Here is a 13,478-nt window from a genome sequence, read left to right on the forward strand (position 1 = left end):
TCAGCTTTGCGGATTCGGGAGTGAAGATCGGACCTTACGGTCTCAAAAAAAACGTCTCGGGCTGGGACATCTACACCTCCGATCCGCAGAACCGTCTCATGATCGCCTTCAGCGACGGAGACACCATCAAGTGCTGGGAAAAATACCAGCGCAAGCCGTCAATGTGGGGGAAAACCTTCACGATGATAGCTCTGGCGCCAATGGACGTGGAAATAGATAACCACTGATCAAAGGCGACGGAGAAGCAATAAGGGAAGGACATCGCGTTCTTCCCTTTTTTATTTTGCCCAAATGTATTATACTATTGATATATAAATAACTTAATTTTATATGAAAAAATTAATCAAAATTTTCTATGTTTTAGCGATTATTTTACAATTTTCCTTTGCTGTCCAATCTGTCTCGGCTGACGCCGGCAACTGTGACTGCAGGGAATCACTTGATCAGGACGCCTATACAGCCTGCTTAACCAAACCCAGCCCAAATAATTGTTTGGATTACTCGAATACCTCAAGGGGTTTATGTGAAAATGCCGATTGTGAATGGGTGCCCAGCGCATCTTCCGGCGACTGCAGCACCGGAGCTAACCAATGCACTTCTGTCTGCCCTCAATCCACTACCGCTCCTTCCGCCACTACTTGTTGCAACAACACCTCGCCAACTTATTGTTCCAGCTTTCCTTCGGCATATCCAAATTGCACGAGTGGCTGCACGGGCTACTGCAATAACGCAGGGGATGCGGTATCCTGCGCTTTTTATCAATCCGCCAATGGCGGTCAAACATCCGTAACCACCGGCGTTTGCGAGTGCAATGGTTCCCTCTCTTGTAACCAAACACAATCTAATTGCACGAGTATGTCCTCGACGGGAGGCGTAACTTGTTCCTGGACTGCCGATGCAAACCCGGCAGATAATTCCCTCGGCGTTTGCGATTGCAATGGTTCTGTCTCTTGTAACCAATCACATGAAAATTGCGATAGTATGTCCTCGACGGGAGGCGTAACTTGTTCCTGGACGGCCAATGGATCTGCGGCGGCCAGCGCCGGCAATCTTCCGCCGGCGGCCAGCGCCGGCAACCAGCCGGCCACCCCCAGCGTTAACTTAACCAATCCTCTGGGTAATATCAACAGCGTGCCCGCGCTGATCGGCAATATCATCAACGCCGCGCTCGGCGTGGTCGGATCATTAGCTTTAATTATGTTCATCTATGGCGGTTTCACCTGGATGCTCGCCGCCGGCAACGAACAGGCCGTGGAAAAAGGCCGCAATATTCTGGTCTGGGCGGCGGTCGGTCTGATCGTCATCTTCGCTTCTTACTCGCTCGTCAACTTCGTCATCAATGCGATCACTAAAGGAGGCTGACGCAATTTCCAATCATCAATTTTCATAACCGAAAACGCCGGAGCATTCCGGCGTTTTTTATGGCTTGCTATCGTTCCCCAGTATAACCTAACTCAATAACCTAACTTAATCAATTTGACATAATTTTACATACATGCTATATTAAAATAATTTAATTTAAACTAAATGCTCATTCTTAATTAAATTATTTAAAGATAAACCGAGGAGGGTTTTATGTTGAACATTAATTTAGATGCGGAAGGGTATTTTATCAACATGTCAGGGATGTTAGATGACCGGGAACACATTCAGTTTTGTTATGACGAAACTGAAAAATATGGGAGTAACCGTTCGATGGAGAAAAGGCTTTATGCAAAATACCCAGTTAAAGCTATTATTTTAGGTAACAAGATGGCGGTCCAAATACTATATAATAATGGAAGAATCAGCTCCATTATTCCGGGGGAAGCGGCCTCAAAAATAAATATAAAAATTGGGTAAAATTACAACTTGCCCGCCAAGAGGTCTTGATTGTTAAAATCATGACCTCTTTTTTAGTATTTCAATCTTTAATAAACCACTGGGCCTGGGCCTATGGCACCTTAATTGCAAACCTATTAATTTTTATTGATTATTTTAATCTAGTATGCCACGGCTTGCAGTTTGGGTTCCACAGCCCCTCGGGACTATGGAACCCCCAACAAAAAAAACGAAACCACTGTTTCGTTTTTTTGATATACAATTCTTAATTTTTAATTACCTTAATAAATCCGCGCTTGCCTTTCTGAATAAGGACTTCCTTTTCCGAAACTGCCACTTCGACTTCTTTATCGTTGACCGGCTGATTATCAACTTTTACTCCGCCCTGATCGATCAGACGGCCGGCCTCGCTTTTGGATTTGGCCAAACCAGCCTCGACCATCAGGTCGACTAAATGATAATTGCCCTCGGGTTTTTTCAATACTGGAATGTCAGCCGGAATTTCCTTATGCTGAACCGTCGCTTCAAAACTGCGCTGGGCTTTGACCGCTTCATCTTCGCCGCGGACGGTTTTGACTATTTCAAAAGCCATCATTTTTTTATACTCCATCGGGTTGACTCCTTTGGCCATTTCGCTTTGGATTTCCTTAATCGCCGGAAGCGGCACATCAGTCAATAATTCCAAGCCAATAATAATATGATCGTCGGAATAAGACATGGCCTTGCCATACATATCTTCGGAAGAATCGCTCAAATTTATGCCGTTGCCCTTGGTCTTCGACATGGTCCGGCCGTCCGGCGCATCCATCATCTTCAGAGTAAGGACGAATTTTTCCTTGCCCAAATAAGCGCGCACTATTTCCCGACCGGTCAGCATATTGAAGGTTTGGTCAGCGCCGCCGATTTCCATGTCCACGTTCAGCGCCACGCTGTCATAGCCTTGCAACAAGGGATAAATAAATTCATGCAAGCCGATCGGGTCGCCTTTCTCCAGGCGCTGTTCAAACATATCGCGCTCCAACATTTGTTGCACCGTCATGTGCGACAGCAATTTTATCACTTCGTCCAATTTTAATTGCGACAGCCATTCAAAATTTCTTTTGAATTGCACCGGATTGTCGCCGCCGAAATCGATCAATTGCGCGGCCTGTTCTTTCCAGCCCTTTAAATTTTCCTCGATCTCATGATTGGAAAGCATCTTGCGGCCGGATTCCTTATCCGGATCGCCGACGCGGGCGGTGTAGTCGCCGACCAAAAAAATAACTTCATGGCCGAGCCGCTGCAGGATCCGCATCGCCCGGATTCCCATCGCGTGCCCGACATGCAAAAATTTTCCGGTCGGATCATAACCCTGATAAACGCGCAAGCGCTCCCCGGACATTAACTTTTCCCGGAAGGCGTCAACCGAAGGATAAATCGCCTCGACTCCCCGGGTTAAAAATTTTTCGATCAATTCTTTGTCGACAATCACTTTAGACATATTATTAATTTTTTCCGCCCAAGGCGGATCCGCCTTGGGCGGAAATTTTTAATTGAATAGGTGCAGACGGTGGGACTTGAACCCACATGAATTGCTTCACAAGCTCCTAAGGCTTGCGCGTATACCAGTTCCGCCACGTCTGCAAACGTTAAAATTATAAATTATAAATGATAAATTATGAATACTCTAAAAAACACTAATTGTCAATAAATAAAACGATTTATAATTAATAATTTATAATTTATAATTCCCCCTCAATTATAACATAGATTTGTGCTATAATAATAATGTAGCTTAAATAATCAACTAATAATTAACTCAATAAATCTATGGACGAAACAAACCAAAACCAAGCGCCACAGGCGCCCCAGATGCCGCCGACTTCCAATCCGGGAACGGCCGACGACCGCGACGCGCAGGAAAATAAGTATGTCGCCCTTTTCTCCTACATCTATATCCTCTTTTTGATCCCGCTCTTGGCCAAGCGCGAATCCAAGTTCTGCCAATTCCATGCCAAACAAGGCCTGGTGCTTTTTGTGATCGATATCATCGTCAGCTTGTTTGTGTGGATCCCGGTCATCGGCCAACTCTTGATGCTCGCGGTAGCGATCGTTTCGATCATCGGCATCATCAAAGTCCTGAACGGCGAATACTGGAAAATCCCCTATATCTACGATTGGTCGGAGAAGATAAAGATATAATATAATTCGAATCTACGGATTTTGGACGAATCTACGGATATCATCCGAATGGATAAAATTAATCAAAATTATGGAGGGGAAAATTTTGCATGAAGAATTATCTTACAAGATAAACGGTCTTTTATTCCAGACCCATAACCATCTCGGCCGATACAAGAATGAAAAACAATATGCCGATTATTTTGAAGAACTTCTTAAAAAAGAAAAGGTCAACTATAAAAGAGAATGCGTAATAGAAATTTCTTTTAACGGAGAAAAGCCAAGAAGGAATGTCTGCGATTTTTTGATTGAAAATAAGGTGGTTGTGGAAATGAAGGCCGTTGATTTCTTAACCAAGGATCATTATTTTCAAGTTAAAAGATATCTATCCTGTTCGGGGCTTGACCTTGGTATTTTAGTAAATTTCAGACAAGTTAGAATTTTACCAAAAAGAATCTTAAATAACGAATTGATTTTAAAAAATAATTAAAATTCGGATAATTCGGATGGTATTCGTAGATTCGGATACCATTTGTAGATTCGGATTATATTTTTATGTCTAAATTCGTCAAATTCTTCCACGAGCTGCGCATCAAGGATGTGCCGCAAGTGGGCGGCAAGAACGCCTCGCTGGGCGAAATGTATTCGCGCCTCCGCAAGAAAAAGATCCGCGTGCCCAACGGTTTTGCCACCACGGCCGATGCCTATCGGTTTTTCATGGATAATTCCGGATTAAAAAGGCACATCAAAGAAATTCTCAAAGACCTCAATACCAAAGATGTCACCAATCTGATGGCTCACGGCAAAGCGGTCCGCGACGCGATCATGCGCGCCGAACTGCCGGAAGCTTTAAATCGCGAAATTGTCACGGCTTATCACCAGCTCTGCAAATTGGAAGGCCGCCCGGTTTTGGATGTCGCGGTCCGTTCCTCGGCCACGGCCGAAGATCTGCCGGACGCTTCTTTTGCCGGCCAGCAGGAAACTTTTTTGAATATCCGCGGCGACGCGCATTTACTTTTAGCGGTCAAGCAATGCATTGCTTCGCTTTTCACCAACCGCGCCATTTCCTACCGCGCTGACAAGGGTTTTGATCATTTCAAAATCGCCTTGTCAGTCGGCATCCAAAGAATGATCCGTTCCGATATCGGCTCTTCCGGCGTGATGTTCACCATCGATACTGAATCCGGCTTCAAGAATACCGTTTTGATCCATTCGATCTACGGCTTAGGCGAAAATATCGTCCAGGGCCGCGTCAATCCGGATGAATTTTATGTTTTCAAGCCGACCGGCGCGATCATTTCCCGCGCCATGGGCAAAAAAGATTTGCGGATGATCTATGATTCCGACCGCAACAAGCCGACCAAAAATATTTCCGTCCCGCTCTCCGAGCGCCAAAAATTTTCCATCAGCGACGAACAAGCCAAACAGCTCGCAGCCTGGGGAATGGAAATTGAGAAGCATTATAACAAAGCGATGGATATTGAATGGGCGCTTGACGGCCATGAACATAAACTTTTTATCATCCAGGCCAGGCCGGAAACCGTGGAAAGCATCAAGGACCCGAACATCATTGAAAAATACAAATTGTTAAAGCGCGGCGAACTTTTAGTGCAAGGCCAATCAGTCGGCAATAAGATCGGCGCCGGCGTGATCAATCGCATCATGGAAGTTTCCGGCATCAAAACCTTCAAACCCGGCCAGGTTCTGGTCACTGATATGACCGATCCGGATTGGGAACCGATCATGAAAATCGCTTCGGCCATCGTCACCGATAAAGGCGGGCGCACTTGCCACGCGGCGATCGTTTCCCGCGAATTGGGAATTCCCTGCGTGGTCGGTACCAACAATGCCACGCGCAAATTAGCCAGCGGGATGAAGATCACGATCAACTGCGCCGAAGGCGAGCACGGTTATGTTTACCAGGGAATCCTGCCTTTCAAAGTAACCCGGACCAATGTCAAAAATCTCAAGCGGCCGAAAACCAAAATAATGATGAACGTCGGCGAACCGGATATGGCCTTCCTGACTTCTTTTATTCCCAACGACGGCATCGGCTTGGCGCGCCTGGAATTCATTATTAATAATTACATAAAAATTCATCCATTAGCGCTGTTAAATTTCTCCAAACAAACTCCGGAAGTCAAGGCCCAGATCGAAAAAATCGTTTTCCCCTACAAAGATAAGCGGCAATTCTTCATCGATAAGATGGCCGAGGGCGTGGCGATGATCGCCGCTTCCGCTTACCCCAAGGATTGCATCATCCGCTTGTCCGATTTCAAAACCAACGAATACGCCAATCTGATCGGCGGCAAAGAATATGAGCCGATCGAATCCAACCCGATGATCGGCTGGCGCGGCGCCAACCGCTATTATACGCCCCGCTTTGTCCCGGCCTTTGATATGGAATGCGAGGCCATGAAAAAAGTGCGCGACGGCATGGGTCTCTCCAACTTAAAAATCATGATCCCTTTCTGCCGCACCATCGAGGAAGGGCAAAAAGTCAAAGCGATCATGGCCCGCCATGGTTTGATCCAGGGCAAAAACGGCTTGCAGATTTACGTGATGGCCGAAATTCCTTCTAATATAATCCTGGCGGAAAAATTCGCCCGCGAGTTCGACGGTTTCTCGATCGGCTCGAACGATCTGACGCAATTGACACTCGGCATTGACCGCGATTCCGGCTCGATGCTCGGCGTGGCCGGAGTCTCCAATGAGAAGAACGAAGCGGTGAAAATTCTGATCAAGCAATTGATCGCGGTCGGCCATAAAACCAAGACCAAGGTCGGCATCTGCGGCCAAGCCCCGTCCGACTTCCCCGACTTTGTCGAATTCCTGGTCAAACTCGGAATCGATTCGATCTCGTTAATCCCCGACACGGTCATCGACACGACGATCAATGTCCTCAAAGTCGAAAAAAAATCGCGTCGATAAAAAATTAGTATAAAAAAATCGCCCCGGGTTCATCCCGAGGCGATTTTCTTATGTCGTTTCTTTAAATTGTTTTACTTTTTCTTCAGCGCTCTTGATCTCTTCTTCTTTAACCCGAATTGCCAACTTTTTTTCCGCTATCGAGTTTTTATCAATTTCCCCCTCCGCTTCATACGCAGCCACCAAAGAATCCTGCAATTCGCCCTTAGCTTTTCGCAAGACATTCAGCGCGTTCAATGCCTCGGATTTTTTCCTTTCTCTATCCAATTCCTCGGCTTGTTCGCCGGACCTGGTTGAATCGTAAAGCTGTACCAGGAAATATTCATAAGGATCTGTATCTTTTTTCCCATACATTCCCGCTTTACCGGTAACTTTCTCCACGTGCATATCTTTATCGCCGGAAGCGAATTCGCAATCAGTCATCTTAACCAGCGCGTCTTCATAATTATCGTTTTCACCGATAACGTTTCTGCCCGCGTTCCTTTCGTCCATCAGACCGTCATAAACCGTCGCTGCCGCGGCAGCCACCCGGCCTTTGAATTTGAAACCGGGCGGAATTTCTTTACGGTATTCGACTAACGCTTCGGTCTTCCACTTCTCGCCCAATCGGTCAGCCTCGTCTTGTTCTTCTTTGGTAAATTTATAATCATCTTTGATTTCCCGTCCTCCCGCCCTTAGCTTGGCAAGTTCCAGCCGGCGACCCTCGACCGCCGGCACTTTATGCTTCCAGCGCAAGATCGTCTCGTCATCATCCATATTCAAACAATTTTCCGCATCCGAGTCGTTTTCCAGCAGATTTTTAACTTTCTTGATAAAACCATTCAAAACTTCTTCAGTTAACGGTATCTCACTGGTGATAATGGCGCTGAATTCATCGCCGCCTTCGCGGCAGGCGGTAAACTTGAATCTGTTATCTTCCGCGAAATCTTTCACTTCATCATTCTCTAAAGCTTTTTTCATCAAACGCAAATACAGATCGCCCTTGGCATAATCGCCGGAATAATCATTGACCACCTTTAGCCCGTTAAGATCGAAAGTGACTCTGGCCACTTTTTTTAAATCCTCGAGGGTGGGCTCGTGATCCAAAACCTCGCTCAAAGCGCGCATGGTTTCCAGCTTAGCCAATTCCTGATTCGGCATATCGATTCTCTTATCCCGATAACTGGCCTGGGTTTCCCGGGAATCAATGTCTACTTCGGTTTTAACCATTGAATCACGAAATTCTTTTGGTACGCCATATTTTTCGAGTTCGGACGTATACCCGGCGATACGATCGTGGGTTCTCATTACTTTTTCCTTGATCGCTTCGGGCTGGCCTTTAACCACGCTTTCCACCGTCTCATTAACGGTCATTTTTTTTCTTTGCCGATGTTTGGAAACCGCCGCATCTAAAGATGTCTTGACTTGCCGCTCCCTTTCTTCCCGCTGGCGTTCCGCCTCGCTGCCTCCGCCTCCTGATTCAATTTCTTTTTCGTTCGTATCCATAGAATTAAAGTTATCTTTTATTCCTCAACTTGATTTAAAAAAAGGCAATTGATCTTTTTCCAGTCCATAAAATCGGACTGGCTAAGATTAATTGCCCTATGGTCTTTGCCGGCAAAGGCGCTTCAGCGCTGCTGCTAAAGCCCGCCGTTGTTCCGGCGTCCCTTCTTTGCTGCGGTAGGGTCCGCGAAATTCTTCTTTTCTCGCGCCATTCTGGAAGCTGCCGCCTAATTTCCTGACGGCGTTATTTTTTGTATTCATTTTTTCCTTCTTTCTGGGTATTTTCATGATGTTGCCGGGCTAAACGAGGAGATATTTATCAAAAAGTTATTGGTTGATTTATTTGATCATATTTTATCACGAGAGCGGGAGTTTTGGCCAATTAGGTGAGGAAAAAATTAATAAAAAGAGCTTAATCCCAAGCGGGGCGGTCTTAGCGATCTTTATAATTTGAAACTACAACGTTTAAATAATTCTGTCAATCTTGACAAACTATTATATTTATGATATTATAAATAAAAATTAATTTTACGCTTTTATCTTCCAAATTCAACAAAAAGAAGGGAGAAAAGATGAAGGCAAAGATTGTAAAAATTCCACAAAGCGATCGGATCGGATTTTGGCAGCGGCGACACCACGAAATAATCCGCGCCAAAAAAGGCAAGGGCTCATATCAGAGAAAGGGTCTATCGCCGAATGCCATATTGGCCTAAATCTTCATCTTTTGGTAAATTTTTTTAAAAATATTTCAGCTGATATAACCATATCACCCTCAATATTTTTAAAAAAATTTCCTCAAAATCTGAAAGATTTATGCTCAAAGAGCATTCGGCGATAGACCCTACAAGAAAAAAGAGCTTACCTCGGCAATGACGTAAGCTCTTATTATTTTTGCGCAATAACTCCTAATTCATATTGTTTCGCGCGCCAGGCAAATTTCTCCGATAACTATCAACAAATGCCCCGGCGATCGAAAATTGCACCGAATCGCTCAGCACCGGAAGCCAGCAGGCGTACACGTTAGTCGTGAGCGGCCGAGCGATCAGCGGCACGGGAGCTGGCGGCAGATCAGGATTGAAGTCTGCCTCATAAATATCCTGAAAATACCGAACAGTTTGGCCGATGGCGATGCTTTTTCTCTTTTGAAAAATAACTTTTTTTCCATCAGGCGACCAGCAGGGATTGAGATATTCTCCTCCGTCATTGATTATCGTAACTGTTCTTTTAATATCCTGCTTCCAGTTCAGCAAAGAAGCGGAAATCCCGATCGAGCCGCCATGATTGACCTGATAAGCAACCCAGTTATTAACTGGTGAGCAAGCTGGACGCTGAAAATTGCCGTTCGCTCCTCCGACCAAAAGAATGCGGGCGTTTTTACCGTCTTTATCCATAATCCAAAGACTGAAACCGGCGGCATCTTGGCAATCGTAAATAATGTGCCGGTCATTGTGCGTAAAGCTGGGGCTGCCGCAAAAAGTCAAACTGCTGGTCAGCCTTTGCGCGGTATTATTCATGCTCTTCAGATCAAGACAATAAATATCCCGATAACCGGATTGCTTGGTCAAATTGGATTCGAAAAGAACCAATTGGCCGCGATGCGAGCAAGCAGGATTAAGACAATAATACTGCGATGAAGTCAGAGGCAGATCGGTCATCGTCTTCAAATTGAATTTATGCAATTCGAGATCGACGCCGTTGACATAATAAATTTTCCCGTCAGAGGAAGCCGCTATCCGGCTATCTGCCTTTACTCCCAGAGAAATTGGCAGAGTGATTTTTCTGCCAATACTGGTATCATAGATCATGACCTCCTGATTGATGATCAACGTCGGTCCGCCGTCAGCGGCAATGGTATAAATGCTATCGCCGACAAAGGCGATATACGGCTGATATTTCGATTGGGGCATCAATTTCTTGAGATAAGGACGGTACCAATCCCAGCCGAAGCACAAAAACAAAACTACTGCCACTGTCGCCAATCCGATCACATTCCTCCAAAACTTACTCTTCATCGGTCCTCCCAAATGGGTTTAGGTTAGAAAAGAACGGTCAATTATCACCAAAGCTTATAATAAATCTTATACTACTCGGTAATTATTTCGTCAACAAAGAAAGAATAGCCTGCATTGGAAATGCAAGCTATTTTAAGCGGTCAGATCGATTTTCCCGCCGAGATTGCCGGCCGGATCGGGCGGCAAATTCGGTTTTTCTTCCTTACGATCTTTCTTCTTTTTTTCCGGTTCGGGCTGATCTTTTTCCGGAAGTTCGGGAAGCATCTTTTGCTTTTCCTCAATCGGCTCCGGTCTTCGGTTCTCCGGCGGAAGGTCGGGAATGACAAATAGCGGCTGTGTTTTCATATATTCTCCTTATTTAAATTCCAAATTAGAGTCAGCTTTTAATTTTGCCCATGGCGTAAAAGATTTTCTTCTGGCCCGGAAATATCCGGCCGCCGCGACCATCGCCGCGTTATCCGTAGTATACTCCAAGGGCGGGATATGACAAGCCATGCCCAGTTTGGCCGCCGCATTCTGGAATTCTTCGCGCAAAACCAGATTGGCCGAAACGCCTCCGGCCAACATCATTGTCTTGACTTTGAATTTTTTGGCGGCCTTAATTGCCTTCCCGACTAAAGTCTCGACTACGGCCCGTTCGAACTCATGGCAATATTCCGGAACTTTATTTTTCCAATCTTTATCTTTCTGAATCTTATAAAGCAGCGAGGTTTTCAACCCGGAAAAAGAAAAATCAAAATTCGGATCATTGAGCATCGGCCGCGGCAATGAAATCCCCTCTCGAGAGGGGTGGCGCGGAGCGCCGGGGTGTGTTACGGCGGAATCAACGTCAACATTTTTAAATTCCGCCGCCGTCCTGGAAACGATCGGACCGCCTGGGTAGCCCAAATTCAAAAGCTTGGCTGCTTTGTCAAACGCTTCGCCGGCCGCGTCATCGCGCGTTTCTCCGATCGTTTGGAATTTACCATGGCCCTTCATTAATATCAGCATCGTATGTCCGCCGGAAACAGTCAGGATCAAAGCGGGTAATTTTATTTTTTCCTTGCCGATAAAATTAGCATAGATATGCCCTTCAATATGATTAACCGCCACGACCGGAATTTTCCAGGCATAGCTCAAAGTCCGAGCCGTTTCCACGCCGACCAAAAGCGAAGTGATCAATCCCGGCCCGGTCGTCACAGCCAGCGCATCGATATTTTTAAGTCCCCTCTCGCTTGCCCCGCAAAGCGTAGCGATGCGTGGGAGAGGGGTGGCGCCGCCTCGGCGACGGGGTGTGTTAACGTCCGACTTCTCCAACGCCTCATTAATGACCGGCAAAATATTCAAAATATGTTCCCGGGCCGCGATTTCCGGCACCACGCCGTTATATTTTTTATGGATTTCGACCTGCGACGACACGACATTCGATAAAATTCTAACGCTGTCGCCCTTGCCCTCGACAACGCTGGCGGCTGTTTCATCGCAGGATGTTTCGATTCCTAAAACAATCATATTTACTTGAACCCACGATAACACACCCCGTCAGGCCGAGGCGGCCTGCCACCCCTCTCGAGAGGGGAATAAAATTGCATGAATCATCGTCTTGACTTATCTTTATTTATAGTTTATATTATTATCATAGTTTCCTTAAAAAATCCAGCCCAGCGCTGAATTTTATTTTACCGAATTAACCCGAAAATTATTTCACCCAGCCGGCCTGCGGCCTGGGTGATCATTTGCTCACCCGCAAATGAGGTCCCTTCGTCTATCGGTTAGGACACCAGGTTTTTCAGCCAGAGGCTGACCACCCTCTGGGTGGCATCCTGCAAAAACTATGTGGTTCGTATATTTAATACAAAGCCGTAAAGACAATACTTTCTATATTGGATATACTGATGATATAAAGAGGAGGTTAAAAGAACATAACCAGGGTAAAACAAAATCAATAAAAAATAAAATTCCGTTCATCCTTAAATACTGCGAAATCTATTGTAATAAAACTATTGCTATAAAAAGAGAACTGGAATTAAAGAATAATAGTTTCAAGAAAAAAGAATTACTAGACAGACTAAAATGCATCAGTGAAAAATAATGATTCACCCAGACGGCCTTCGGCCTGGGTGATCATTTGCTCACCCGCAAATGAGGTCCCTTCGTCTATCGGTTAGCTTGTCCGCCTTGGGCGGAGACACCAGGTTTTTCAGCCAGAGGCTGACCACCCTCTGGGTGGCATCCTGCCGAATTAATTCTTTTTTACATTTGCAAATGAGGTCCCTTCGTCTATCGGTTAGGACACCAGGTTTTCATCCTGGTAAGAGGGGTTCGACTCCCCTAGGGACTACTGGAAATAAAAAACACTCGGCATCAGCCCGAGTGTTTTTTATTTCCAGTTATCTTCTAAGGCGGAGTCGAACAAGGCAGGAGCGAGGCTAGTTTTTCGCCGATTTCCGACGGCGAAAAACGACGCCGAGCGTCCGACGACCTGCCGGGGGCAGGTCGTCGCTGCCTCTGGACAAGAGAGTGAGGCGGAAGCCGAGCGAACGCGGAACTCCCCCAGGTACAATTAAATTAAAAAAGGAGGCTATCGTGATGATAGTCCTCCATATTCAGCCCTCGAAGAGTTTAGCGACAGACCGCCCTTTCCCATATCTCCTTGAATTTCATCAACGTTTTGAATTCCCGTTCTTTTTCACCAAGCTTCAAGTAGACCGGATCCAAACCGCCGCGAACGATGTTCAAACCAAAATCAGAATTGTTAGCGGCGAGCGAAGCGAATCTTTTCTCGAACTGCGCCGGATTATTCTCTTTGGAAATGACATGACATTCCCTGACCGTCGCGTGATCCTCCCGAGAATTTGGTTTCCTTACCCTGACCAAACGGATAAAAAATAAATACATTCTGCCTCTCTCATCAACGGTAAGTTTGGCCTGACCAAGAACATCACCTTTTACCCGCGGGATTTCGACCGTCGCAATGGCTCCGAACTTCACGCCCAAATAGGCAAACTGGGCGCCCAGAATTTTTTCCCAATTTTCGGTATTCACATTCAGATCAAGTTCCAGGTCGACTCTTTTAAGATACCAATTAAAAACAAG

Annotated in this window: 13 protein-coding genes and 2 tRNA genes; 7 read left to right on the plus strand and 8 right to left on the minus strand. The window is 45.8% G+C overall.

Features of this window, described 5'->3' with window-relative positions; all coding sequences use genetic code 11:
* From PHE24_06355 to PHE24_06365, 3 genes are all read left to right on the plus strand, one after another.
* Positions 1-227: hypothetical protein (locus PHE24_06355; protein ID MDD4902727.1), on the plus strand; the 227-nt coding region annotated here is incomplete at its 5' end.
* Positions 228-330: 103 nt separating this feature from the next.
* A complete protein-coding gene (locus tag PHE24_06360; protein ID MDD4902728.1) occupies positions 331-1,362 on the plus strand; it encodes a pilin in 1,032 nt (343 codons plus the stop codon).
* Between the two features lie 213 nt (positions 1,363-1,575).
* Positions 1,576-1,842: a hypothetical protein gene (locus PHE24_06365; protein MDD4902729.1), complete on the plus strand. Its 267-nt coding sequence runs from the start codon at positions 1,576-1,578 to the stop codon at positions 1,840-1,842.
* 244 nt (positions 1,843-2,086) lie between these two features.
* Here the strand turns inward: PHE24_06365 and tyrS are convergent, their stop codons facing one another.
* Positions 2,087-3,301 (minus strand): tyrosine--tRNA ligase, encoded by a 1,215-nt coding sequence (gene tyrS / locus PHE24_06370; GenBank protein ID MDD4902730.1) that lies wholly within the window; start codon positions 3,299-3,301, stop codon positions 2,087-2,089.
* Positions 3,302-3,362: 61 nt separating this feature from the next.
* Positions 3,363-3,444: transfer RNA gene (locus PHE24_06375), tRNA-Leu, on the minus strand.
* 186 nt (positions 3,445-3,630) lie between these two features.
* On the opposite strand from PHE24_06375, the gene PHE24_06380 reads away from it, so the two are divergent.
* The 3 genes from PHE24_06380 to ppsA all read left to right on the plus strand — a co-directional run bounded on the left by PHE24_06380 (position 3,631) and on the right by ppsA (position 6,912).
* Entirely contained in the window at positions 3,631-4,002 is a 372-nt protein-coding gene (locus tag PHE24_06380) for a hypothetical protein (GenBank protein ID MDD4902731.1), read from the plus strand.
* Between the two features lie 70 nt (positions 4,003-4,072).
* Positions 4,073-4,471, plus strand: coding sequence for a GxxExxY protein (locus PHE24_06385; GenBank protein MDD4902732.1), 399 nt, complete (start codon positions 4,073-4,075; stop codon positions 4,469-4,471).
* A 65-nt stretch (positions 4,472-4,536) separates the two neighbouring features.
* Positions 4,537-6,912: a phosphoenolpyruvate synthase gene (gene ppsA, locus PHE24_06390; GenBank protein MDD4902733.1), complete on the plus strand. Its 2,376-nt coding sequence runs from the start codon at positions 4,537-4,539 to the stop codon at positions 6,910-6,912.
* A 48-nt stretch (positions 6,913-6,960) separates the two neighbouring features.
* Here the strand turns inward: ppsA and PHE24_06395 are convergent, their stop codons facing one another.
* The 5 genes from PHE24_06395 to PHE24_06415 all read right to left on the minus strand — a co-directional run bounded on the left by PHE24_06395 (position 6,961) and on the right by PHE24_06415 (position 11,894).
* On the minus strand, positions 6,961-8,394 hold the full coding sequence (locus tag PHE24_06395) for a hypothetical protein (GenBank protein MDD4902734.1): 1,434 nt from the start codon (positions 8,392-8,394) through the stop codon (positions 6,961-6,963).
* Between the two features lie 96 nt (positions 8,395-8,490).
* Positions 8,491-8,652 (minus strand): hypothetical protein, encoded by a 162-nt coding sequence (locus PHE24_06400; GenBank protein MDD4902735.1) that lies wholly within the window; start codon positions 8,650-8,652, stop codon positions 8,491-8,493.
* 644 nt (positions 8,653-9,296) lie between these two features.
* Entirely contained in the window at positions 9,297-10,403 is a 1,107-nt protein-coding gene (locus PHE24_06405) for a hypothetical protein (GenBank protein MDD4902736.1), read from the minus strand.
* Between the two features lie 132 nt (positions 10,404-10,535).
* Positions 10,536-10,748 carry a hypothetical protein gene (locus PHE24_06410; protein MDD4902737.1) on the minus strand — a complete coding sequence of 71 codons (213 nt, stop codon included), beginning with the start codon at positions 10,746-10,748 and terminating at the stop codon, positions 10,536-10,538.
* A gap of 9 nt (positions 10,749-10,757) precedes the next feature.
* Entirely contained in the window at positions 10,758-11,894 is a 1,137-nt protein-coding gene (locus tag PHE24_06415) for a tRNA (adenosine(37)-N6)-threonylcarbamoyltransferase complex transferase subunit TsaD (protein ID MDD4902738.1), read from the minus strand.
* 757 nt (positions 11,895-12,651) lie between these two features.
* On the opposite strand from PHE24_06415, the gene PHE24_06420 reads away from it, so the two are divergent.
* Positions 12,652-12,723: transfer RNA gene (locus tag PHE24_06420), tRNA-Glu, on the plus strand.
* 281 nt (positions 12,724-13,004) lie between these two features.
* Here PHE24_06420 and PHE24_06425 read toward each other — a convergent pair.
* Positions 13,005-13,478 (minus strand): hypothetical protein (locus PHE24_06425; GenBank protein ID MDD4902739.1); only part of this gene is annotated, 474 nt, incomplete at its 5' end.

The sequence above is a fragment of the Patescibacteria group bacterium genome (genome assembly GCA_028707065.1).
In the GTDB taxonomy this organism is placed as follows: domain Bacteria; phylum Patescibacteriota; class Patescibacteriia; order Patescibacteriales; family WJLG01; genus JAQTUZ01.